Raw genomic sequence first — 24,872 nt, 5'->3', positions numbered from 1 at the left:
TTTTTATTTACTTGTTTTGGAGTATAATAAACTGAATAAGTTGGAGCAAAGGAGAACCGATGAATTATATATACCTAATCCATGAGCATTATCCATTTTTAACAAAATCTGAGAAAAAAGTAGCTGATTATATTTTGGATGCTGGAAAATCAGTTATTTACAATACAATGAGTGATATCAAAGCGAAAACGCAAGTTGGTGATGCAACAATCATTCGTTTTTGTCAAAAATTAGGTTTTTCTGGCTTTTCTGATTTGAAAATCGAAATTGCGAAAGAGGATTTTAGCCAAAAAAAAGAGCAACCAAAAGAAATAACCTATTTTACTGAAATCGCTAGTGGCGTAAAAGAAGCATTGAATGCGACCGAATCCTTACTTAATGAGCAAACGTTACAAGAAGCTATTCAATTGATTAGCCAATCAAAGAATATTTATATTTTTGGGGTGGGATCTAGCGGAACAACTAGTTTAGATTTAGCTACTATGTTTCTACGTGTTGGTGTAAAAGCGCATGCAGTAATAGATCCGCATATTCAAGCGCAGGTTGCTTCACTATTGGATGAAGGAGACACAGTCATTGTTTTTTCATTGTCAGGAAAAACAAAAGATACGTATGACTCAATGAAACTTGCGAAAAAAAATGGTGCCAAAATTTTGGCAATTACGAATTATCTTCAATCTCCAATTGGGCGGACAGCAGATTTTGTTCTGCAAACGGCTATTGAAGAATTTTTGAATGGAGCTTCTTTAGCTGGAAAAATTTCTCAGCTTTATCTTTGTGATATTCTAGTTCAAGGTTATGAAAGAAAAAATAACATTGATTCAATCGAGTTAAGGGAAAAGGTATTGCGAGCAATCATCGATAAAAGTATCGATTAATCCCTTAAATAAAAGAAGAAAGGTAAAAAAATAAATAAAACAGCAAAAAGAGGACGAGCTTAGCGCTCGTCCTCTTTTTTATCTTGTGACAGCAATCAAATGCTTAGGATTCATTCCTCTATGTGTAAAGAAAGTTGTTTCGCTTTTTTATTTTCGGTAATCAATCTGAAAACTAAAAAAACAGCCAGTAAGACGATGATTGCTCCAAAAATTGGTGTGTAGCTAACACCAACGGTTTTAGTTACCTGTCCCCCAATAAATGAGCCGAATGCAATTCCAATATTGAATGCAGAAATATTAAATGCTGAGGCCAAGGTAATATCTTTTGGTGTATAGTTTTCCGCCAGTTGGACAACATAAAATTGTAATCCGGGTACATTCATGAATGAGAAGAGTCCCAAGACGAGAGTGGCGACTGTTGCTAATAATTTATTTCCGCTTAAAATCGTAAAAAATAGAAATAGAAGAGAAAGTACTAGCAAACCAAACATAATACCTAGAGCTTTCAAAGGTTGTTGATTAGAATAATGCCCACCAATCGTATTTCCAATGGCTACCATTAGCCCATAAATAACTAATAAGATAACGACAGCATGTGCAGAGTAACCAATTTTATCTTGTAAAATTGGTGTGAGATAAGTATACGCAGCGAAAGTTCCGCCATAGCCGAGAGCAGTAACCAAAAAGGAACCAACTAAAAATTTATTTTTAAAAATTCGTAGAATACCTTTTAAATCTATCGATCCTGGGACGGGTAAACCACTTGGGATCAAGAATAAATTGGCAAGTAACCCTATAGCACCGACAACTGCAATAAAAATGAATGTCATGTGCCAACTCGTCTGTTGCCCTATAAATGTACCTAATGGAACGCCTGTTACAGTAGCGACAGTTAAGCCAGTAAACATAATAGCGATTGCGCTGGCACGTTTATGTGGTGCAACAACATCTGCTGCAATGACACTTGAAACTGACATAAAGATACCATGTGCAAGGGCAGAAATAACACGACCAATTAGTAACATGGTAAAACTTGCAGCAAACGCAGCAAATAGATTTCCAATAATGAATAAAGACATAATCATCATCATTAAAAATTTTCGATTCCATTTTCCAGTTAAAATAGTTAAGACTGGTGCACCAACAGTAACGCCAATTGCGTAAAGGGAAACTGTCAGTCCTGCTTGTGCCAAACTAACGTGAAAGCTCTCAACAATTAAAGGCATGAGACCAACACTGATAAATTCAGTTGAACCAATTGCAAAGGCATTGATAACCAATGCCATCAACGTAAGCGTGGGTGAGATTTTATTTTTCATTTTTGTCCTCCTAAAAGTTTGTTACCTGACGAATAGAAAATATAGACCTTATTTACGAAAGTAGAAAGTACCTACTTTTTAGTGCAATAGATACTATTTGGTAACATTTGCGTAAGTACGCGAAAAAAATCATTTCATTGGGACATTAGAAAATTCTCATTTAAGACACTGACTGCCAATTTATAGTCCTTGTAAAAAATTTTTTTTGCTCTGTAAAGTTAGTAGAAGGTGCTAGTATTTGGACGTATCTTTTTTGGAGGAGAGTAAGACAATGGAAAAAAATCCGACCATTTATTTTCTGAAAAGCTATTGAAAAGTCGCTTTAGAACTGAATGAAAACAAAGAACGTACACTTTGTGATATTTGGAATCCGAGAGATGAAAGTGAACCCGAAATGAAATACCATATGCAAAGCTTATGTTGATGGAGGAAAAAATGACACCGACACATTTTGGAGCAAAAACCAGAAATTTAGCAAAGAGTACAGGATTAAATGTACAGTTAGTGCAAAGGCATTTTATGATGGATGGTTTAATTGAACAAATTTCTGAATCAAAGTATAAAAATGACTTCATTTTAAAAGGCGGCTTTTTATTAGGATCAAAATATGGAATCGATAGAAGAACAATAATTGATAGCAATCTGACATTTAGAAATAGGAAATTAACTGAAGAAAAATTAAATTGATGGCTAATTTAGAGAAAGCACGTGTGCCGTTTAAAATGGATGTGACAATAGGAGATTCGATTTGTCCTGAAGTAGACCACTTGTCTGGTATTGTTATAATCATTTACAATCTTTGAAATGCCAACTCCATTTTTAAGATCCTCAACAATGCTTTTATAAACAAGGCGACGTTGGGGATCTTTTGCGTCTATAATATAAAGCTTCGGACGTCCTTTGTAAACGCTATTCGCTTTAGCAATTTAAATCCTTTATGCCTAGTAGCATCGTTTAGATTAGGTACGTTCTTGTTCAGTAATCATGGCCAAAATTTGAATGATCAAATCTTTAATGAATTTGTCCATGAGTGGATTTCTGATTGCTTCAGCCATGATTAGTCTTTATTGACAAAGAGTCAACGTTAGTTAACGTTTTTGAGGTTAGGCTCCCTTTTTTTGCAAATTTTTTTTGGTTGGTTATTGACGATATAATTAAAAGGTCTTCAAAAGACTAATATTAAAGTAGAGGTGAATTTTATGATTAAAAGAAAAATTTTCTTAACATCTTCAATTTTATTAATCTCCAGTTCTTTATTATTTACAGCTGGCACACCTGTGTTTGCTAATGAAAACACAGAAGTTACTTTAAGCCAACCAATAAATGAAAATATCACTGAGCAAGAACTTACTGAAGGGTTTAATCAATTAGCTAGTTTGACAATTGATGATCTTATTACTATGTTAAAGCAACACGGCGTTGACCCATCTACAGTTTTTACTGCTCAGGAAATAGCCTCAGCTAGAAGTCAAGAAATGTTAAGAGCAGGCAGAAATACAGTATTGAATGTTAATAATGAAACTAAGGATGTCTATATTAATTTTTTATATAGCTACTACAGCAAAAACACTTGGGTTTGTAGTCCACTATGTAGGACTAGGCTGGCTAGCACAAGCTGTGACAGGTTCAATTGCAGCGAATATCAATACGAGTAAAGGGATCATTGTTCGCATAAATAAACAGCCTGGTTGGAAATGGGGATCAAATATAGATCGTTTGGTAATTATAGGTGTACGCAGTCAATAAAATTGCTGATTTTGATTGGAGGAATATTACTTGAAAAATTTATCTAAGATAGGACAAGTTCTTTATTTCTTAGTACTAATGGTGATTTTTGAATTGGTGAATACATTTATTATTAATCAGCTTCCTATCTATATACGTATTATATTACTAGTGATTATTGCTTGGGGATATGAAACAATTGTAAGTTATTTATTTAAAAAAAGTCATACTAAAAATAAAGAATAATTGATTGTAAAGTAACTACTAGCAGTTAAAAAATACGAACTATTTCGACATGGGGAATGGCCAATTTTCAAGCTAACCTCGAATAACAATAGTCACGTTTGGTTGATTAATAGACTACATAGCGAACAATAAAAAGAGAGGTTACGAGTCTACTCTCTCTTTTTTGTGGTGTTTTCTTTGCATCGAACACCATTTTTTGGTCTGAATAGCTAGTAAATCATTATATATTTCAGACATATCTTTTCCTGTTGATAATGATAAAGAATAGATGAATACAGCAGGCAAGCTTTTGACACTTTTTTCTCCAGTAACCCATGAAGCAATTGTGGACGGTTTCATATTGTCAGGTTCAGCAAACTGCACGACAGTCAGTAACAGTTGACGTAATCTATGAAATTGCAAAAAACTGTAAAATCAACGAACGTCCACCCTTTATCTAAAAAAGTGTGGACGTTTTCTAACTAGGTATTTCTTTAAAATAAATTTATCAAGACTTGAATAAAAAGATTTGGGCTATTTTGTTTAGGGCGTAGAGGAACAACTCAATGTAGAAAATGATAGATAATTATTTATACCGAAAAGTGGAAATGTGTGAAATAAGTGAGCAAGGCTCGTTAACTAAAAAAGAAGGGATTTGTAATGAATAAACTTATTCCACTATTTCTAGTGTTGTTTGTGGACGAAATGATTATTCGCCATGCTGGAGTAAATAACATAAATATATTGATTTTGTAGCTATATTGTTGTTTTGTCTTATATTTTGGAAGATGGATGACTTTAATTGGAGGAATCGTTGTCATGAGTGGCATAGGATGTGCTATTTTAGCTAACAAAAGAGAGAAGTCACCAAATAAATTATTTGATGACTTTGTGAAAAAATGATAAAAAATTAAAGTGTTATGGATGATATAAATATAACAAGAAAATAGTTTCAACCATTTTTAAAATTTAACTTGAAAACAAAAAAATTAAAGTAAAATTGCATGTAAAATGTTATACAAGGATGATGTAGTTGAGAATTTAGTTTTATATGAGTAACAAAAAAGCCCACTTTATTGCAATAAAGTGGGCTTTTTTGTGTTGTATGAATGCCAAAGCTTTTTATTTTCAACCAAGGTATTTAAAAATAAAAAATATTAGTTGATACAATCATATATAAATTAAGGGGAATAGTAGTTAAAAGCTATGTCATAATTTTTTTGGAGGGTGTTTTAATTTTGAAAAAAGGTTTTCATATAAGTATGGAATGGGTGAGATACTTAATATATTTTTTTGGTATTATTATGTATGTGAGTCTTTTAGGAAATAATATTTGGGGTGATGAAGCATACACTTTAGGAGTAGTTAATAATACTTTTAAAGACATAATAAAAATAACTTCAGAAGATGTACATCCGCCATTGTATTATATACTATTAAAAATTTTCCTTACTTTTTTTCATAATAAATTGTTGTGGTCAAAAATCTTTTCTATCTTGCCTTATCTAGTAGTGTTGGTAAATGGAACAATTTTGGTTAAAAGGACATTAGGAGAAAAAATAGCAACTCTATTTGCCTTATTTTTTGTTTGCTCGCCTTTTTTGTTAAGATACGCTGTTGAAATAAGAATGTATTCTTTAGCAGCGTGTTTTGTATTTTTTTCAGCTATATCTGCTTATGATTTTTTTGTCAATTATAATTATGCTAACTGTATAAAGTTGTCTATTTATAGTTTATGTGCAATGTACACCCATTATTTTGCTTTAATTTCTATAATGATTATTTATGGAATCCTACTATTATGTATAATCAAATCTAAACGTAATGTCTACAAGTATGTTCTTTCTGTATTTATACTATTTATTGGATACATGCCTTGGATAAAAATTTTCATTTTACAAGCAAAAGATGTTTCTAATGATTTTTGGATTCCTCAAATAACTGGATTTAGTTTGATAAAGATGATCTATACAGTTATAGCTGGTGAATTTAGTAATAATATTTTGGCATATTTTGTGTTTATCATTATTTCTATTCTAGTTATTTGTTGCGTGTATCAACAAAAAAATAATTTTAAAGCAATCTTCTGCTTGTTAGTGCCGTTAGGAACTTTCTTAATTGGTATTTTTCTATCCATTGTTATTCAACCAATATTTATTATTAAATATTTAATTCCATGCTTTCCTTTATATGTACTTTTTCTAGCAATTATTTGTGGTAAACAGAAAAAAATGAAGTCGACTCTAATAATATGTTGTATGATAATCTTGTTTTTTGGTAATTTTTTCACTTTCTATCGAAGGGTTCATTCCCCTGAAAATCAATTAGTAGACACTCATTTTATTCAAAAATATTCTTCTTATGATGGTTATATTATTGATAAATTTGCAAATGATCAATTCGCATTAGTTTTATCATGGTATATTCAGGATAAAGTAGTGTATACGCGTGCAAGTGAACAAGGAAATCCGTATAATCACAAAAATATAAAAGAATTTTTTCAAAACAAAAAAGGGGATTATGTATTGATAACTGGTATGGATAACCCTGTTTCTATAAAAGGTTATCATTGTGAATATAAAGAATCAATTCCTAGCCAGAGACCTATCGCAAGGGTTTTTATAGTGAGTAAGTAGAAAAAATAAAAAACGAAATTTTAAGCCGTTCTATAAACCAACAGAATTGAACAAAGAAGTATCTTTTATCCAACCAAAATTTAAACCATTTTTTTTGAAAAAAGCTGCGAAAGGCTTCAAAAAAACAGACTATATCACTATACCAAAGGAAAAAAGTATTGTAACTTCTGAGAAAAATCAACAAACAAATCGTAAACGTCCATTTACGATAAGAAAAACTAGTAAATAAGAAGTTACAGTTATAAACGAATATTTCATTTGAAAAAGGATAATAAAAGAAATTAGATAATTATGTTGTTATTAATCATTAAGGATTTCAATCACAGAGTTAATGTAACAGGAGTATAGAAAGGGTGTCGAATAAAAATTATACAATTCAAGTACTGAGAGGATTCGCTATTTGTTGTGTAGTAATGATTCACTGTCTTCCTCAAAGTGTTGATTCAATTTTCATACGTTCATTTTTAAATCATGCTGTTCCTTTATTTCTTTATTTAAGCGGAATTAATTCTAGTATGGAGAATTACAAACCCAAAAAAAGAGTAAAAAAAGTCGTTTTTTCCTATATCATTTGGAGTTTGATTTATACATTGTTATATAATTATGGAGAACCACAATTGTTCAGAAAGTTTTTTTTAAGTTTAGTTACATTTAATTCTGCTTCAGGCATGTATTTTATTCCTGTATATATTCAGCTTACTCTATTGATTCCAATTATTGATAAGATGGGAAGCTCTCGTTATAAAAGTATATTTTTGTTGATATCACCAATAGAAACATTCTTTAGTAGAATTATTCCAATATTTTCTGGTTATCATTTTTCAAATTTAATGGCGAATATTAGAATAAACAGTTGTTTACCTTGGTTTTCTTTTTTTTATTTAGGCTATCTTGTAGGGAATAATAAAATTTATATGAAGAAAAAGAAAGAGAAAAAAATGATTCTTTTATATGTGATTTTATTATTTCTTTCATTTTTTGAAGGATATTTGCTTTTCCAATATTCTCCCGAAGTTGGAGTATCTGCCTTGAAGTTAAGTTCTGTATTAGCTAGCATGGTATTTTTGATGATGATAAGTAAGGTTATTAAATGTAAAAAGAAAATAAAAATTGATGTTTTAAAATATATAGGCGATTATTCATTTTCTATATTTTTTTTACATCTTGTAATTATTCAAGTGTTTAATCGTAGCCAAATGTATCGCCTTTTCCCGTTTAATGCATTAGTTGTGTTAATAATTAGCTTAGTATTCTCTTTTTCTTCAAAATTATTTTGTTGCTTCATTTCTTGGAATAGCAGTACCCCAATAAAGCAATTTTTTGATAGCTTCCTGAATTTCTTTGTCAGTGGAGTTGCAGTTGTCAATTTGTCCTAATCCAATCACGTCACCATAAACCCCGTAAATGTGACCAAAAAGTGTTCATAAAATCGGCCTGTATTAGAAATAGCCATCGATAACGATTTATCGTTATTTAGACAAAATGGAGGATAAAAATAGAAAGACAAATGATCATTAGTTTTTGCCAATTATAAAGAAAAGTGACAATTGTTCAAACAATATATATTTGTATGTTATCTCTCATAAAGAAACAGCCTTATTCTTTAGAATAAGACTGTTTCTGTATCAACCAATCTGATTGACAAACAAGATAATAATGTCAATTTATTTTCTATTCTTATTTTTATTCGAATAGTTATTATACTTACTATACGATATGAACAAGCACTTTTATCAATTGGTCTCTTTTATAATGTCTCTATGATTTATCAACATTTTTACAAATAAAATTCCTAAAACAGCTAAGCTTACGCCTAACAAGTTATAAGTAAACCGCATTACTAATGTTTGTGGAATTCCATACATTTGACTAGCTATCGTTAACGCACCAATACAATTAAAAACCGTCTTATAACGGTAACTTGAACAAAATCCTAAACAAATACCACCTAATAAACTAAGTATCTCAATGGGTAAATACATACTTAATAGAATAAAAGAAAACATACCAATAATTGTGCCTAATAAACGGTCGGTTGCACGTGTGTTTAAATCAATTATTGAAAATCCATAACTCGCAAATAAAGAAGAAAAGGCAAATCCAAACCACATAAATCGTTCAAAAGATAGATACTGGCTAATAGCTAATAATAAGCTAATGAAAATTACATAGGAACACAACCAGATTTTCAATGAATCACTCTTTTCTTTCAAAGCCTTGAACATTGTCTTTTCTTTATGTTTATTTCGATGATTGTGATAAATTATCCACAAAAATATTAGATAAAAGAGACCAAAGAAAAGAAGGCGACCATTCAGTAATTGTTTCGTTATATGTTCTGTTATTGTTGAATAAACAACAAATATATAGGAAAATCCATATAATGACGGATTTCCCATTTTGGGATCACTTAGAGTAGCAATTAGTATCCCTCCCAGTAAAAAGAAATGCAACAATACTTGCAAAATAAAATACGGTAATAAGTGGACAAATGGTGCAACAAACAACGCACCCAGGACAATGCCCAATCCTAAAATTGATTGAGTAAATTTATATCCGAAGTCGACAAATCTTAGACTAAGCATCATACAGAAAAAAACAATAGCATATGGCTTATTGGATTCACCAAAAAACTTCGTAGATGTAACAATCACACAAATAGCAGATCCAACAATTAATAAAGATCTTAATACTAAGGATAAAAAATATTTTCTCCGCTTACTACTTGATTTTGTATTTTTTATTTTTTGCTTAAGTATTAAAGGATCCAATTGTAGTAACTGATAAAAAGTCATTCTTCATATCTCCTTACTGATATTACTATTACTTAGCTAAATCTAACAATGATAAATACTTATAATCTTTTTCATTTAATTTGGTTATAGTTGATATAAAAAAGAACCAATTGAAGTATATATCTACTTCAATTCCTTATTAACAAAGAGCAAAAAAATACTATATTCCTTTGAAAATATAGTATTTTTTGCTTAAAATCTAATTGATATAGTTAATTTGTTGTTTTTCAACTATTTGATAGCTGATTAACTTATCACTATCTAAATTTTCTTTATTCATGTCTACCGCTGTAATTTGGCTATCCTCATACGTGCGATAATAATAAATGCCTTTATCTACATTACAACATGACGAATAAATTGTATATTCATATTTTCCGCCACCAACATCACATAATCCCTTTTGTTGTTCAACGGATCCCAGAATATGGAAAAATTGACTAATACTCTCAGATTCTGAGTCACCTGATACCGAATTAAGTTTAGTGAATGTTGCTTTAACAAATCGAGAGGTAGACGACAAATCTCCAGGTAATCCTATTCCACCCATACCACGACTATAAGCATTCAAAACAACTTTATTTGAAAAATTATTTTTAGGCGTTTTATTAGATAATACACGATAATTATTTAAATTAAATAATTGATAGTCAAATGAAGGGCTATTGGTTAAAACGCCTACAGGATTGTCGTGGATATGAAGTCCGTCTTTCATACTTTCGATAACGATTGATTTTTCTTTATCTGCCAATAACCAATGTAAAGGCGACAATGGGAGATCTTCACTAAAGTTAATAGCCGCTAAATTGATTGTTTCTAATAACTTTTTCGCTTCATTTACAGTTGAACATTGTCCTAAAATCCAAGGAATAAATTCAAATGGAGACACATTATCTTTTTCTGATTGTATCTCTTTATACTCTGCATAACCAGAAAAATTCAATCCTGCCATACTTAAACCCTTTTCGTTTGTGGCATCATAATAAAGTGGATAGTCTGCAATTCCAGCTGCAATTCCAATCATTGCATAGTGAGTATCTAAGTTCTTTACTTTTCGAAAATCTAAACTATAGTTTCTTGGAGTGATAGTAACTACTTCATCATAAGATATTTCATAATCAAAGTTTCTTCCAAAATAGTGATCCTTAGTAGTATAAGTAATCGATGTACACATATAAGTTCCTCCTAAAATAGATTTTTTTCTGATTACTCTTATATTTTTAATATAAAAATATTTGATAGTAAAGATGTTTCTTGTAAATCTTTTTTTCTTATGATTTCTGTTTCAATTCCATTTGAAACGATGACAGTATTCTGTAATACAGTCATTATTTCTCCAATAATATAGTTACCTGAAACAGTTATATACGATATTTTTTCTAAGAACTCTATAATCAATAATTAAATACTGATAGTTATGAAAATTTTGATCTAATAAACCATAAATTATCGCTATAAATACAACTTCATTTTCATCTAATTGATATCTTGATACTATTTCTTCAATTTTTGGATATACGATCCCCCTTCCGAACATACTTAATGAAGATAAAGACAAGAAATATTATTTCAAAAAAATGGATTGAAGAAAAAAATCAATACACGAGATTAAACATTTGTTGCATGAAATAGATAAATATGACGAAAAAGAAATGGAAAAATTGAAAAACTAAAAGAGAGCTTAATGTCATATAGGAAGTATCTAATTACTCATAATGTTTAGTGGTATATATTTTTTTCATAAAACTTTTACTTTGGAATCATAATTATTCTTTTGTTTGATTTAAATATTAAATGTTTTTTATCCGGCATAATTCTTCGGGTGTGTCAGAAACTTAAAAGTTTCTGACCCTTTTTTTATTCTTCACTTCACAGCACTTTCAGGGGCTCAATTAATTAGGTCAGAAAGTCATATACTCTTGGAGACAACAGAGTATACCTGGATGATCAAAAGACAAATTGAATATAGATTACTAATTGTATATGGACATTTAAGTTGAGCATTTAAATTATTGATGCTATATTATAGTTACGAAATGAGATAAGCTATACACGAATAGCACAAAAGCCAACCCTATTGCGAGTAGGGTTGGCTTTCTTTATGTTCGTTGCGACTCCGAACATGTGGGTTAGAGACAACTTGCTTTAGTTATCGTCTTTCTCGTCTAGCCAGTGAGAAACCAGTTCGCTGACCAGTCCAACAAAAATTGGTGCGATAACCAATGAGATAAGCTTTTTCACGAAAAACACCCCCAATCAGGGGCAAATTGCCAAAAAAATTATACCATTAAAAAAGTCTGGTATAAAAGAAACTCAGAGAATTACTTTTAACTTACACTTATGCTCTAGATCGGTTAAAATTTGTAATCAATAAATTAGATGAAACCTAAAAAAATAATGCAGATAAAAAAGTTCAACAGGATATACTCTGTTGAACTTTAACTCTATCTGAGATTTAAACGAATTGCAGGTCGGTCTTTTGAGCTAGGTATTAAAAGGAGAATAGTTGTTAGCAAAGCAATGCACTTATGTTTATAAAATAACTATTTATGAAAATAAATGTATACAAAATAATCTATGTGTGTAAATATGTATATTACAAATAAATAAAAAGAAAATCTTAATGATGAATAACTCACTTAACGAAAGTAATCGCTATAAAAATGTGTGGCTTTGGTATTTGTTACTAATGATAGGTACATTGTCGTTATTGTTTTATCCTACAATGGTAGCAAAAGCAGATGTTCAAGAACCTCTTACATTAGATACAAAAATATTAAATAAAGAAGATTTACCTTCTAATGTTCCCATAGAAAAAACACTGGAAAATATAACTAAACAAAATAGTAGGACTGTAGAAACAGGTATTTTAGAGTCTCAAAACGATGATCGATCATTAAGAGGAACAACTGTTGTTGGAGCCAACATTATTCGTATGAGTGGAACAACTTGCCAATTATATATTTCTTGGGCTGGAACAGATTCAATCAATATTTGGCGTGCGAATAATATAAAAGCGACGAATCTGAATTTGATCGGTCCAGTAACATATCTAAATATGAATAACTATTATAAGACAACAACTGCTAGTCCAGTTGGAACTAGCTATGTAGGAACGATGTCCATTCCTACTAAAGTTTCTGCAACAAACTTACAAGCTTATTACCTTAGCTATGGATGGAGATCAGGTATAATTAATAATGGAACTGTAGTTATTAATTAGTGAGAGGAGAAAGCTTTGAGAAATTTTTCCGAGTTACTAAAAAAGTACCAAGATGCATTTATATATACTGATAAGCGAGAAAAAACAAGTGATATTTTGAAAAAACTTGTTGACGTAGAAGAAAAATCAATTGACTTTCTTTCGCAAAAACGGATTAAGTTATTAGAAGAAAATATAGTAAATTCAATATATTTTGATGAATCAAATAAGACTTCAGTAAAATTGTTATTTGTGATTCACAATGAAAAGAGTAAAAAATATTACCAACATCCATACTTTATTCAAAGTGTCACAGATCCATTATTGAAAGACGAGAGAATATATGTTTTTTATGATGAATCGGTGGGCATTCTTGAAACGAATAGTAGTCTTTTAGCTTTAGATGTTAGAATACTTACGGGTATTTCCAAAAAGAATGTTGAAAAAGAAGATTTAATTTTTAAAGATTACATTTCTGCTTTTGAGCAGAAATGTGATTTAACTTAATTCATATTGATAGTTTTTTTATTATTTTTAATAAAAATCAAGTTAAAAATTCAGTGTGGTATAGATAACTATTAAATTACAATATCCTGTTTTATTCGATAAACTGTCTGTCTAGTAACATTGTAATCTTTCGCAATTCTTGAAATCGCAATTCCTTCATTTAAATCCTTAACGATGTTTTCATAAACTAAGCGTCGTTGAGGATTTTTTGTGTTTGCACTATATAACTTAGGACGTCCCTTGTAAACACCGTTGGCTTTCGCAAGCTTAATGCCTTGTGCCTGACGTCGTTTAGATTCGGTACGCTCTTGTTCAGCAATCATAGACAAGATTTGAATGATTAAATCTTTAATGAATTTATCTAGTAGTGGATTGCCAATTGCTTCAGCCATGATTGGTAAACTTGTGATAATTAGCTGCACATTTTTTTTCTTTAAATGGTAAAAATTTATCACTTAATAGTAAAATACCTTTTACTAAGGAATCTATATTGATTTTCATAGTTTATAAAGTTATTTCATACATAATTCAAATAGAGAATGTATGTGAATTTTCATAATATCTTTTTATTTTTTCAGGTAATTTTTCAGGAACTTGTTGTTCGACTAAATCCTCAGATCCTGTTTTAATCGCTTCGTCATAATACCATTGCTTGTATTTGACCATGTTTAATATTTTATTGAGATCAGTAATTTTTTCTTCAATAATTTTTTCTTGCTTTTCAAATAATTCTTTGCGTATTTGATACGTTTTACTTCCTTGTTTGCACCATACAAAAAACTGTTTCATTTCTTTAATTTCTAAACCAGATTTTTTGAGACATTCGATCACTCGTAAGATCTCTAATTCATTATCTGAAAACTTACGTATTCCTGAAATTCTTTGAAGATCAGGAAAAAATCCTTCTTTATCATAGTATCGTAAGGTAGAAATAGGTAAATGGAACATTCTTGATACTTCTCCAATAGTATACATAACTCATTTCCTTTCTTATATCTTTTTGCTTGACCTGAAGCTAACTTGAGGTATTAGTATAGTAACATAAAAATATTTTTGAACCAATTAAGCCATAGAAAGGACTTGATAAATAATTGAGAGGGAGATTATAGTAACGGAAATGTACAAATGGAATAATGGTGTGAACATTCCTGAATTAGGTTTTGGTGTTTACCGAGTTAGTGATTTAAAAGAATGTGAGAATTCTGTCTTTGAGGCTATTAAAACTGGTTATCGTTTATTAGATACAGCAAGTGCATAAAGTAAAGATAAAAGGAGGGAGCAAAATGACAAGTGCCATCGAAAAACAAATCGTTAATAAAGAGATTCGAGTGACAGATCCACTTTTTGAAGTGATCCATCAGATTCAAGCGGAAAACGAAGAGCCTTTAGCAGCGCTGAATACTGGGTACCATGAACCAGCAGATATTCGCAAACGGCTAGAAAAAATCATTAGTGATAAAGTAGATGATACGGTGACTGTTCTGTTGCCTTTTTATACAGATTTCGGCAAACATATTAGTATAGGAAAAAATGTCTTTATCAATCGTCAAGCGATGATCGTCGACTTGGGTGGTATCTGTTTAGAAGATTCAGTATTGATTGGTCCTCGTGTCAATCTCATCACGGTAAACCATCTAACTGATCCAACAGAACGAAGAGGCTTGTCAGTAAAGCCAATCCACATCAAGAAAAATGCTTGGATCGGAGCAGGAGCAACTGTTTTGCCAGGCGTAACAATTGGCGAGAATGCCATTGTTGCAGCAAATGCAACTGTTACGAAAGATGTCCCAGACAATACCATCGTTGCAGGAATCCCTGCCAAAATCGTCAAATCTGTCGAACGGATTATTTGAACAGTAAGATGAAATAAAGGATAGTGAGTATAAGCAAAAGATTTTTCAAAACAGGAGGAGAATAGAATGAATGATTTATCAGAAAAAGTGATTATCATCATGGGCGCTTCAAGCGGAATCGGTGAAGCAACAACGAAGCTGTTAGCAGAAAAAGGAGCTAAACTAGTTATAGCTGCACGCCGAGAAGATCGTTTAAAAGCAATAAAAGAATCTTTACCAGATGCAGAGCTATATATTCAAGTAGCAGATGTAAGAGATTTTGCACAAGTCCAAGCAGTTATCGATTTAGCGATGGAAAAGTTCGGTCGAATCGATGTATTGTACAATAATGCAGGAATCATGCCAACCGCTCCATTAGTTGAAGGCCACCGTGATGAATGGCAAAATATGCTTGATATCAACATCATGGGTGTGTTAAATGGAATTTCCGCCGTACTTCCAATAATGGAAAAACAAAAATCTGGGCATATCATTTCAACTGATTCTGTGGCAGGACATGTTGTTTATCCTGATTCCGCTGTTTATTGTGGGACAAAATTTGCTGTCCGTGCAATCATGGAAGGATTACGTCAAGAGCAACGGCAAAATAACATCAAATCTACGATTATCTCTCCAGGAGCTGTTCAAACTGAATTATATCAAACCATTAGCGACAAAAAGGCTGCTCTTGAACTTCATGAAGCACAAAAAGAATGGGGATTGACAGCCAAAGATATAGCTTCTGCTGTAGCATTTGCGATAGAAACGCCAGACCGGATGTCCGTCAGCAACATGATTATCCGTCCGACGACACAAGAAGTATAATCCATAACGGATGATCTTCAGAGAGAATTACTTGTTAAATAGTTATTCAAATGACCATCAATTTAAGCCTTGAATGAAGAATATTCTTCTCCATTCAAGGTTTTTTTATGGCTCATTGTCAAATGATGTTAGGAATGCGAATTATAAACAATATAGCTTGTAAAGAAAGGAGGAACGTATAAATGAAAAAAAGATAAGATCAATACTACTTACGGATGCAAACGATGAAGAATCGATGAGTACGTTAGCCAAATTCCCCAAATTAATGTTTGAGTATCAAATTACGGAAGAAGACATTTTCAACTATAAAGAGCAACAACGAACTGAAAAATTCCTAACTCATATGATTTACAGCAGACGTTCACAAAAATGGGGCTATCGAGTGGCAGTGTTAAAGAGTGAAATAACCGAGCAAAGCTCGTTGACTAAAGGAATAAGGGGGTCTGTAATTAATAAAGTTATTTCACTACTAAAATATTTTTGGTATTGTAAAAAACTCCTCTGCAATCCACATAGAGAAGTCATTTAACTGAGTTTTTTCAGCCATATATTACAAATGATAAAAAAATTATATGAAGACAAAAGAGACATGAATCGACTATAAGAGCTAAAAAATAACCATCTGGCACTTTGAGCGGCGCGTAGATAGTTAAACGTTTATTTACATCGAAGTCACTGTCTTTTTAACAGTTCATCATAGGAACTATGCTCTCGTATTCAATAAAAACTAGGCTACCAATCACCGATTGACTATCGGAAATCAGCAACCTAGGAAAATGTTTTTTTATTACTGTCTCACAACTTTAGATCAGTTCCCAAATGGTTCCGACTTTTTTAGTATCAGAATGATTAGCCATCTTGGCGTGTTGCCGCAATGTCAATTTCTCTAATATTCACTTCTTGAGGCATATCATAAATAAATTTAACTACTTCTGCGACATGGGCAGGGTCAAGGGTAATTCCTCCCATTGTTTCTTTCCATGCTTGATAATCTGACAAAGCATTAGTATCTGTAACATGAGTTAATAACTCTGTTTCAGCAGCACCAGGGGCAACCAAACTTACACGAACATTATCTTTTGAAACTTCTTCGCGAATGGTTTCGCTTAAACCATGGACACCAAATTTTGAGGCAACATAAGCGGCATGGTTTATAAAAGTTTTACGTCCAGCTAAGGAAGACATATTGATGATCGTACCGTGTTTTCTTTCAACCATATCTGCTAATACAGCTTGCATACCATTTAACACCCCTAAAACATTTGTGTCCATCATCGTTTTCCATTCCAATGGAGACTGTGACTGAACATTTCCTAATAACATCACACCAGCGTTATTTACTAATAAATCAGTCTTTCCAAATTTTTCTTCTGCTAAGGCAATACTGGCTTTGAAAGCTTGCGCATCGGTTACATCGACAGAGTCGACAAGGACTTGATCAAAATCAAGCGGTAAAGCATAAATTTTTTCTGTACGGCGACCCAATAATAACATGGGATAGTTTTCTTTATTAAATAGTTTAGCGATTTCTGCTCCAAAGCCTGAACTTGCTCCAGTAATCACGATTAAAGGTTTATTCATTTCATTTCCTACTTTCTTCTGTTAAGATAAACGTAGTATACAACTTGGAGTTAGCTCCAAGTCAAGGAGGAAAAATGAAAACTTATACAATTGGTGAAATTGCAGAAAAGTATCAATTATCAACAGATACCTTACGCTATTATGATAAAGAAGGTTTGTTACCATTCGTGAAGAAAAATTCCGCGGGGAGACGTGTATTTACCGAAGATGATTTAGGATACTTGAATGTCATTGAGTGCTTAAAAAAATCGGCTATTCCAGTAAAGGATATCGCAACATTTATGGAGTGGTGTATGCAAGGCGATGGAACTCTACCTGATCGTTACGCCTTCATTGTCGAACAAGAGACGATTTTAGAAGCAAAAATCCAAGTATTAGAAGCTAATTTGGCCTTTTTGCGTTGGAAGAAATGGTATTATCAAAAAGCAAATGAAGTTGGAACAGAAACAATTTTTTTTGAACCAGGAACAAGACAAGTCAGCGAAAAATGGCATCAAGAATATGAAGATCAATTATCCAAGACTGTCTACTAAATAAAGTTAGTGATAAAAAGAAAGCAGGTTTGACAGATGAACAGTATGGAAAAAGTAAATAAATTTCGTGATGATCGGAATTGGCGACAATTTCATAACGAAAAAGATTTAGCGATTTCGATTTCTTTGGAAGCTTCAGAACTATTGGAACTTTTTCAATGGAAACAATCTGAGGAAGTCACAGCAAATCAAGTGGAACGAATCAAAGAAGAACTAGCAGATGTCTTGATCTATTCGTACATGCTAGCAGACAATCTCGATTTTGATTTGGAGGAGATCATTGAAGAAAAGTTAATCAAAAATAATATCAAATATCCTGTCGAAAAGAGTGTAGGCAAGCGCGAAAAATACACGGAACTATAAAGAAAATGGACAATAATCTATGATTGAATGATAGACAGAAGTAGGTATATCCATTAAAATGAAGAAAATATGGTGTGGGAAGAGGAGGTCGTAAAATGACGACTGACAAAAACACGAATAAAGAGAAAAAGGGCAACCGAGTGAGACGATGGCTGATGAATTTGCTTTTGTTGTTACTCTTGCTAGTAGGAATTGCTCTGATTTTTAATGAACAAATCAAAGACTTTTTTGTGAAGAATACTGGGGATCAATACGCGATAGCCAATGTAACGAAAGAAGATTTACAAAAAAATAATGAGCGAGAAACAACCTTTGACTTTGATGCAGTTGAACCAATGAGTTCTGAACGAGTGATTCGGGCAGAGGCCAGCTCAGAAAGTAAGGACCTGCCAGTGATTGCTAGTGTGGCAGTTCCATCTGTGTCAATTAACTTGCCGATTTTTAAGGGCCTTTCAAACACAGCATTATTGTATGGTGCAGGAACTTTATCACCTGATCAACAAATGGGAAAAGGAAATTATGCATTGGCTAGTCATCGCTCCACGAATCCAGAGTTGTTGTTCACTCCTTTAGAAAATCTTTCAATGGGTGCAACGATCTATTTGACTGATTTAGAAAATGTGTACACGTATAAAGCTTTTTTCAAAGAAAAAGTGGCACCAACAGAAACCGAGTTATTAGATGTAGTGGATGGTAAAGAAATCGTGACCTTGATTACTTGTGGGGATAACAATGCAGTAACTCGTTTAGTTGTACAAGGAGCATTGGAAAAAGTAACGCCAATGAAAGATGCAACGGATGAAATGGAACAAGCTTTTCATTTAGAAACAAAAACTTTTTAGTACAAAATCTACTCAAAGTGTGTGCGTTGAAGGAAAATAGAAAAGTTTAAAAACTGAGAGCGCATGTTCTCAGTTTTTTTGTTTAATCGTTGTCAACGTTTAACAATAGAAGAAAGTCAAAATAAAAAATTGAAAGGGATTGCAAAGAGGGGGAGAAAGTGTTATCATAAATTCAGTTAAGAAATGGATTGTTACTGCTCGGCAGGCAAAACCAGAATTCAGCTGTGGATTGACAGGCGAATTCTAGGTTTTTTTTATTTTTTGGAAAGGAGAAGACGAGATGATTATTGAAAAAGTACTGAATAATAATGTCGTCATTTCGAAAAATGAATTAGGTGAAGAAATAGTCTATATGGGCAAAGGATTGGCATTTCAAAAGAAGCCTGGCGATTCGATTTCATCTGAAGCAATCCAAAAAGAGTTTGTACTCAAAGATTCTTTTTCCAGAAGCCAGTTTCAACAGCTAATGGCTGACATTCCTTCTGAAGAAGTCGAATTAGTCAAACAAATAGTCGACTTAGCAGAGGAAAAATTGGCTGTGAACTTTTCACCGAATATTTATTTAACACTAACGGATCATGTTCATTACGCGATGGGGCGGGCAAAAGAAAAAGTCCAATTACCAAATCCGTTATTATTTGAAACAAAAAAGTTTTATCCTAAAGAGTATCAGGTTGCTAAAGAAGCCTTGTATTTTCTTGAAGAAAAAACTGGTATTGAATTTCCTGAAGATGAAGCGGGATTTATCGCTTTTCATTTTGTGAATAGCCAGCAAGGAAATGGTGATATGCAAGTGACGATGACTGCGACAACCATGGTACGTGATATCTTAAGCATTATTAGTAAATTTTTTGGTGTTGTTTTTGATGAAGAATCATTGAACTATCAACGAATCATTACACATCTACAATTTTTTGCACAGCGTTATCTAAAAGGTGAAAATTCTGACGAAAAAGATGAGTTTCTTTATGCATTAGTTCAGGGAAAATATCCTCAAGCTTTCCGTTGTGTGCAACGAATCAATGATTATTTGGTTCATACGCAACAACAAGAAATGGAAGTTGCAGAGCAAATCTATTTGACGATTCATATCCAACGTGTAGTGAATGAAAAACAGATCCAATCATAAGGGTTGTTACTGTCAGGCAGGCAAAACCTAGATTGAAAATATGGACACGAGCAAGCAATTCGTGACCGTTTTTTCAATCTAGGTTTTTTATTTTATCAAAATTTAGTAGAAAGAAGGAAGAAAAGATGGATAACAAAGCAGTTGGCAAACGTGTATGGGAAGCAGTCGGGGGGCAAAAAAACGTCAATAGTCTGGTCCACTGTGCCACACGATTACGTTTTAAATTGAAAGATGAATCGATTGCAGACACAGAAAAATTAAAGGGTGACCCGGATGTGATCCAAGTTGTTCAAAGTGGTGGTCAGTACCAAGTTGTGATTGGCAGTAATGTAGCTGATGTCTATCAAGCAATTGTGGATGAAGAAGGTTTAGCGGATCAGGTAGCAAAAGAAGAAAAATCTGGGAATATTTTAAGTAAGTTTATTGATATTATTTCAAGTATTTTTACACCGTTTTTAGGTGCGATGGCAGCAGCAGGGGTTTTAAAAGGATTTCTATCTTTGGCAACCGTTCTCGGCTGGTTAGCTGCAGAGAGTGGAGCTTATCAGATTTTATTTGCAGCTGCAGATGGCGTCTTCACGTTTTTACCAGTAATGCTGGCTTTTACAGCGGCTAAAAAATTCAAAACAAATCAGTTTTTAGCAGTAGCTATTGCGATGGCATTGGTGTATCCAGCAATCACGGCGGCAGCTGGTGCAGGAACAGCATTAGATTTCTTTGGAATTTCGGTTATTTTATCTCCATCTGGTTATACCTCTTCTGTTATCCCAATTATCTTGGCTGTTTGGGTGCAAAGTAAATTTGAACCACTTGTGAAAAAAATCATTCCCCAATTTTTGCAAATGATTTTAGTTCCTTTAATCATTTTGTTAGTTATGGTTCCTTTGACTTTCTTAGCTTTAGGGCCGATTGGAACAGTTGCTGGGAATGCACTGGGTAGTCTATTCAATTCGATTTATGGTTTTAGTCCGATTGTGGCTGGTTTGATTATGGGAAGTTTTTGGCAAGTCTTTGTTATGTTTGGGATGCATTGGGGATTTGTACCAATCATGTTCTTGAATATTGATCAATTTGGTTATGATATTTTGATGCCGATGTTATTGCCAGCTGTTTTGGCACAAGGTGGTGCCGCATTAGCTGTGGCGGTTCGCTCAAAAGATAGTAAATTACGTTCACTAGGTATTTCATCAACAATCACTGCGTTGTTTGGGATTACAGAACCCACTGTATATGGTGTAACCTTACCATTGAAAAAACCATTTATCGTCGCTTGTGTCTCTGGAGGTATTGGTGGGGCATTGATTGGTTTTGCAGGTGTAAAATCTTTTGCTAGTGGCTTAGTCAGCTTATTAACGATTCCGTCATTCATTAGTACGATTGATGGTGTAGAATCCAATGTAACGATGGCAATCATTGCAACAGGAATTTCTTTCATTCTTGCATTTTTAGGAACTTTGTTGGTTGGATTTGAAGATCCTGCAGAAGAAACAAAGAAAATGAAAGCGACAGCCGGAGAAACACTTTCTTCTGGTCGTCATAATCTAAAGAGCCCATTGACAGGAAAAGTGTTACCATTAAGTGAGGTAGCTGATCAGGTCTTTTCATCCGGTGCGATGGGAAAAGGAATCGCGATTGAACCAGAAAAAGGAGAACTTCTTGCGCCAGCAGATGGTGAAATCACTACGATTTTTCCAACTGGTCATGCGGTTGGCTTGACAACGACTGATGGTATTGAAATATTGATGCATATTGGAATGGATACAGTGGAATTAAATGGTGCTGGTTTTGAAACGTTTGTGAAGCAAGGGGACCAAGTAAAAGCGGGGGACTTATTAGTAAAATTTGATATTGACGCGATTCGTGCTGCGGGTTACAGTACCGTAACACCAATTGTGATTACGAATACCGATCAATTTACTGATGTTTTGGAACTGGATCAAGAAGAAATTATCTCAACTGAAGATTTTTTAGCAATTGTAAAATAAAGATATTAGGGGGATACAAATGATGACAACACGTTTTCCAAAAGAATTTTTATGGGGCGGCGCAACAGCTGCGAATCAATTAGAAGGTGCTTTTGATCGTGATGGCAAGGGCTTATCCGTTGCTGATGCAATGCCGGGCGGAAAGCAAAGATTTGCGATTATTGGTAGTGAAGACTTTGATTGGACGATGGATGAAGAAAAATATATTTACCCAAATCATCGAGGAATCGAACATTACGATCATTTTAAAGATGATATTGCTTTATTTGCAGAAATGAATTTCAAATGTTATCGTTTCTCGATTGCTTGGTCACGAATTTTCCCTCAAGGAGACGAGTTGACGCCAAATGAAGCCGGGTTACGTTTTTATGATCAGTTGATTGATGAATGTTTGAAGTATGGTATTGAGCCTGTAATCACGATTTCTCATTATGAAATGCCGTTGAACTTAGCCAAAAAATATGGTGGTTGGAAAAATCGCGAATTGATTACTTTTTACGAACGATTTGCAGAAACAGTCTTGACTCGTTACCATGAAAAAGTAAAATACTGGATGACGTTCAATGAAATCAATTCAGCTTTTCACTTTCCTGCTTTAAGCCAAGGACTTGTTAAAAGCAATGGGGCAGCAGATTATCAAAATATTTTCCAAGCGTGGCACAATCAATTTGTTGCTAGCAGTAAAGCAGTTAAGCTTGCTCATGAATTACGTTCAGACATTGAAGTTGGGTGCATGATTATTTATGCTACTACTTATAGTATTGATTCGAACCCAGTGAACCAGGTGGCAACAATGATCCAAAATCAAGAATTTAATTTCTTTTGTACGGATGTGCAAGTTCGTGGAGAATATCCTGCATATACCTCTCGAACTTATGCAAAATATGGTGTTGATGCTAGCCTTTTAGAACAAACAGTGGAAGACTTTGAGTTGTTGAAACAATATCCTGTCGATTATATTGGCTTTAGCTACTATATGTCTAGTGCAGTTGATGAAGTTAGTCCAGAAGCAGACACATCAATTGGTAATTTATTAGGTGGAGTCAAAAATCCATTCTTGGAAGCAAGTGAGTGGGGATGGCAAATTGATCCAGATGGTCTTCGAATTGCATTGAACGAGTTATATAATCGTTATGAAAAGCCATTGTTTATCGTAGAAAATGGCTTAGGTGCAATTGATGAAGTCAATCCCGATGGAACGATTGATGATGATTATCGAATTGATTATTTACGTCGACATATTGATGCAATGGCGGATGCAGTGGCAGATGGTGTTGATTTGATGGGCTATACCCCATGGGGCTGTATTGATTTGGTGAGTGCTTCTACTGGTGAAATGAGCAAGCGTTATGGATTTATCTATGTTGATCTTGATGATAATGGTGTTGGTACGCTGAATCGTTCGAAGAAAAAATCATTTGATTGGTATAAGGAAGTTATTAGAACGAATGGTGAAAGAGTATAAAGCTGTGAAAAGGTTGTGGTGTAAAACGCTTAACTCTGAAAAGATAGCGAGCAGACACTTAAAAGAAAAACAAAATCACTACTTTCTATACAATAAAGAAGTCTGGGAAATCTACTAGATCCCAGACTTTTATGTTCTTCTTTTTGTATTTTATTTTTTATATGCTATTCTTTTACTAAGAGTAAAATAAAGGGTGAAACTATGAAGAGAACGCGGGTATTATACTTAGAAGTTGCAGACAAAATCAAAGCAGATATTTTCTCTGGAAGGTATCCTGTAGGTTCCATGCTACCGACAGAAAATGAACTAGAAGAAATGTTTCAGGTAAGTAAAATCACTGTGCGTAAGGCAATCGAATTGCTAGCTTCTGATGAATATGTGGAAAAGAAAAGTGGACGTGGTACAACAGTTTTAAGTAATCGTCCCTATAATCGTTTATCGAAAGCAGCAAGTTTTACACAAATTTTAGAAAATTCACAACACGAGGTACGCAAAGAAACATTAGAGCTTACTTCAATTGATCTAGCTGAGGAAGATCCGCTATTTTCTTCTTTTGGAAATCATGCGGTACGCTTCAAACGATTGTATTACCTCAATGAAAAACCATACATTTATTTTGTGCATTATTTACCAAAAACAGTCACTGAGCTAGACGAAAAAATGTTCCATCAAGAGTCTTTATATCGTTTGTTAACTCAAAAAGGTTATGCAATTGACCAATTTTCAGATGATTTCTCTGCGGTATTTTTAAGTGAAGAAGAACAAGCAATCTTGAAAACAAATGAACCACTGGGAATGAAACGCATTAGGCGTTCATTGACAGAAGAAGGACAGCTAGTTGAGTACTCAGAAGCTATCTATCACACGGCTTTACATCCTTATCATATCGACTACGAAACATAAGTGTGTTGAAGCAAAAAAGCAAGGGATGTTATCCCCAAAAAAGAAAAAGTGGAACGTCAATCGTTTCACTTTTTCTTTTTTTGAATTTTAAAAAGCGTTTACATTGCAAACGAGATGTGTTATTCTC

The 24,872-nt window shown here is 33.1% G+C and carries 23 protein-coding genes and 4 pseudogenes; 19 read left to right on the top strand and 8 right to left on the bottom strand.

Annotated elements, in window-relative coordinates:
- Positions 1-59: 59 nt before the first annotated feature.
- A complete protein-coding gene (locus DOK81_RS01065; protein WP_206907282.1) occupies positions 60-878 on the top strand; it encodes a MurR/RpiR family transcriptional regulator in 819 nt (272 codons plus the stop codon).
- Between the two features lie 110 nt (positions 879-988).
- Here DOK81_RS01065 and DOK81_RS01060 read toward each other — a convergent pair whose 3' ends face one another.
- Positions 989-2,197, bottom strand: coding sequence for an MFS transporter (locus tag DOK81_RS01060; RefSeq protein ID WP_206907280.1), 1,209 nt, complete (start codon positions 2,195-2,197; stop codon positions 989-991).
- Between the two features lie 435 nt (positions 2,198-2,632).
- On the opposite strand from DOK81_RS01060, the pseudogene DOK81_RS01055 reads away from it, so the two are divergent.
- Positions 2,633-2,961: pseudogene (locus DOK81_RS01055) on the top strand (nucleotidyl transferase AbiEii/AbiGii toxin family protein); the annotation flags it as partial.
- On the opposite strand, the pseudogene DOK81_RS01050 reads toward DOK81_RS01055, so the two are convergent.
- Positions 2,893-3,255 (bottom strand): annotated as a pseudogene (locus tag DOK81_RS01050) (hypothetical protein); the annotation flags it as partial. The pseudogenes DOK81_RS01055 and DOK81_RS01050 overlap by 69 nt on opposite strands.
- Positions 3,256-3,396: 141 nt before the next feature.
- On the opposite strand from DOK81_RS01050, the gene DOK81_RS01045 reads away from it, so the two are divergent.
- From DOK81_RS01045 to DOK81_RS01030, 4 genes are all read left to right on the top strand, one after another.
- Positions 3,397-3,852, top strand: a complete 456-nt coding sequence (locus DOK81_RS01045; RefSeq protein ID WP_206907278.1) for a hypothetical protein — start codon at positions 3,397-3,399, stop codon at positions 3,850-3,852.
- A gap of 121 nt (positions 3,853-3,973) precedes the next feature.
- A complete protein-coding gene (locus DOK81_RS01040; RefSeq protein ID WP_206907277.1) occupies positions 3,974-4,168 on the top strand; it encodes a hypothetical protein in 195 nt (64 codons plus the stop codon).
- 1,217 nt (positions 4,169-5,385) lie between these two features.
- Positions 5,386-6,783, top strand: a complete 1,398-nt coding sequence (locus DOK81_RS01035) for a hypothetical protein (protein WP_206907275.1) — start codon at positions 5,386-5,388, stop codon at positions 6,781-6,783.
- 353 nt (positions 6,784-7,136) lie between these two features.
- Positions 7,137-8,159, top strand: coding sequence for an acyltransferase family protein (locus DOK81_RS01030; RefSeq protein WP_206907274.1), 1,023 nt, complete (start codon positions 7,137-7,139; stop codon positions 8,157-8,159).
- A gap of 357 nt (positions 8,160-8,516) precedes the next feature.
- Here DOK81_RS01030 and DOK81_RS01025 read toward each other — a convergent pair whose 3' ends face one another.
- From DOK81_RS01025 to DOK81_RS01015, 3 genes are all read right to left on the bottom strand, one after another.
- Positions 8,517-9,578 (bottom strand): FUSC family protein, encoded by a 1,062-nt coding sequence (locus DOK81_RS01025; protein ID WP_206907272.1) that lies wholly within the window; start codon positions 9,576-9,578, stop codon positions 8,517-8,519.
- Between the two features lie 199 nt (positions 9,579-9,777).
- Positions 9,778-10,752, bottom strand: coding sequence for a choloylglycine hydrolase (gene bsh / locus DOK81_RS01020; RefSeq protein ID WP_206907270.1), 975 nt, complete (start codon positions 10,750-10,752; stop codon positions 9,778-9,780).
- 971 nt (positions 10,753-11,723) lie between these two features.
- Entirely contained in the window at positions 11,724-11,819 is a 96-nt protein-coding gene (locus tag DOK81_RS01015; RefSeq protein WP_206907268.1) for a type I toxin-antitoxin system Fst family toxin, read from the bottom strand.
- 385 nt (positions 11,820-12,204) lie between these two features.
- Between DOK81_RS01015 and DOK81_RS01010 the strand changes: the two genes are divergently transcribed.
- Both DOK81_RS01010 and DOK81_RS01005 read left to right on the top strand, forming a co-directional pair.
- Positions 12,205-12,801 (top strand): hypothetical protein, encoded by a 597-nt coding sequence (locus tag DOK81_RS01010; RefSeq protein WP_206907267.1) that lies wholly within the window; start codon positions 12,205-12,207, stop codon positions 12,799-12,801.
- Positions 12,802-12,816: 15 nt separating this feature from the next.
- Positions 12,817-13,287, top strand: coding sequence for a hypothetical protein (locus DOK81_RS01005; protein ID WP_242589832.1), 471 nt, complete (start codon positions 12,817-12,819; stop codon positions 13,285-13,287).
- Between the two features lie 71 nt (positions 13,288-13,358).
- Here the strand turns inward: DOK81_RS01005 and DOK81_RS01000 are convergent.
- Positions 13,359-13,727, bottom strand: a pseudogene (locus DOK81_RS01000) (helix-turn-helix domain-containing protein); the annotation flags it as partial.
- An 88-nt stretch (positions 13,728-13,815) separates the two neighbouring features.
- Positions 13,816-14,262, bottom strand: a complete 447-nt coding sequence (locus DOK81_RS00995) for a MerR family transcriptional regulator (RefSeq protein WP_206907265.1) — start codon at positions 14,260-14,262, stop codon at positions 13,816-13,818.
- 142 nt (positions 14,263-14,404) lie between these two features.
- Between DOK81_RS00995 and DOK81_RS00990 the strand changes: the two are divergent.
- The 4 genes and pseudogenes from DOK81_RS00990 to DOK81_RS12250 form a co-directional block, all read left to right on the top strand.
- A pseudogene (locus DOK81_RS00990) lies at positions 14,405-14,542 on the top strand (aldo/keto reductase); the annotation flags it as partial.
- 28 nt (positions 14,543-14,570) lie between these two features.
- On the top strand, positions 14,571-15,140 hold the full coding sequence (locus tag DOK81_RS00985; protein WP_206907261.1) for a DapH/DapD/GlmU-related protein: 570 nt from the start codon (positions 14,571-14,573) through the stop codon (positions 15,138-15,140).
- 66 nt (positions 15,141-15,206) lie between these two features.
- Entirely contained in the window at positions 15,207-15,944 is a 738-nt protein-coding gene (locus DOK81_RS00980; RefSeq protein ID WP_206907259.1) for an SDR family oxidoreductase, read from the top strand.
- Positions 15,945-16,179: 235 nt separating this feature from the next.
- On the top strand, positions 16,180-16,473 hold the full coding sequence (locus DOK81_RS12250; RefSeq protein WP_242589831.1) for a hypothetical protein: 294 nt from the start codon (positions 16,180-16,182) through the stop codon (positions 16,471-16,473).
- 320 nt (positions 16,474-16,793) lie between these two features.
- On the opposite strand, the gene DOK81_RS00970 is transcribed toward DOK81_RS12250, so the two are convergent.
- Positions 16,794-17,525 (bottom strand): SDR family oxidoreductase, encoded by a 732-nt coding sequence (locus DOK81_RS00970; RefSeq protein WP_206907257.1) that lies wholly within the window; start codon positions 17,523-17,525, stop codon positions 16,794-16,796.
- A 74-nt stretch (positions 17,526-17,599) separates the two neighbouring features.
- Between DOK81_RS00970 and DOK81_RS00965 the strand changes: the two genes are divergently transcribed.
- The 7 genes from DOK81_RS00965 (at position 17,600) to DOK81_RS00935 (ending at position 24,745) form a co-directional block, all read left to right on the top strand.
- Positions 17,600-18,058, top strand: a complete 459-nt coding sequence (locus DOK81_RS00965) for a MerR family transcriptional regulator (RefSeq protein WP_206907255.1) — start codon at positions 17,600-17,602, stop codon at positions 18,056-18,058.
- A 36-nt stretch (positions 18,059-18,094) separates the two neighbouring features.
- The gene (locus DOK81_RS00960) at positions 18,095-18,421 is read left to right on the top strand and encodes a nucleotide pyrophosphohydrolase (protein WP_206907253.1); all 327 of its coding nucleotides are present in this window, start codon (positions 18,095-18,097) and stop codon (positions 18,419-18,421) included.
- Positions 18,422-18,516: 95 nt separating this feature from the next.
- Positions 18,517-19,263 carry a class A sortase gene (locus tag DOK81_RS00955; RefSeq protein WP_206907251.1) on the top strand — a complete coding sequence of 249 codons (747 nt, stop codon included), beginning with the start codon at positions 18,517-18,519 and terminating at the stop codon, positions 19,261-19,263.
- 280 nt (positions 19,264-19,543) lie between these two features.
- Complete coding sequence (locus DOK81_RS00950; protein ID WP_206907249.1) at positions 19,544-20,392, top strand: PRD domain-containing protein; 849 nt, start codon at positions 19,544-19,546, stop codon at positions 20,390-20,392.
- 125 nt (positions 20,393-20,517) lie between these two features.
- Entirely contained in the window at positions 20,518-22,377 is a 1,860-nt protein-coding gene (locus DOK81_RS00945; protein WP_206907247.1) for a beta-glucoside-specific PTS transporter subunit IIABC, read from the top strand.
- 22 nt (positions 22,378-22,399) lie between these two features.
- Complete coding sequence (locus DOK81_RS00940; RefSeq protein ID WP_206907370.1) at positions 22,400-23,842, top strand: glycoside hydrolase family 1 protein; 1,443 nt, start codon at positions 22,400-22,402, stop codon at positions 23,840-23,842.
- 201 nt (positions 23,843-24,043) lie between these two features.
- Positions 24,044-24,745 carry a GntR family transcriptional regulator gene (locus DOK81_RS00935; protein WP_206907245.1) on the top strand — a complete coding sequence of 234 codons (702 nt, stop codon included), beginning with the start codon at positions 24,044-24,046 and terminating at the stop codon, positions 24,743-24,745.
- Positions 24,746-24,872 lie beyond the last annotated feature (127 nt).

Origin of the sequence: Enterococcus sp. DIV0660C (assembly GCF_017316125.1) — a bacterium.
Classification (GTDB): Bacteria; Bacillota; Bacilli; order Lactobacillales; family Enterococcaceae; genus Enterococcus_B.
This window is presented reverse-complemented; position numbering and strand designations above follow the sequence as displayed.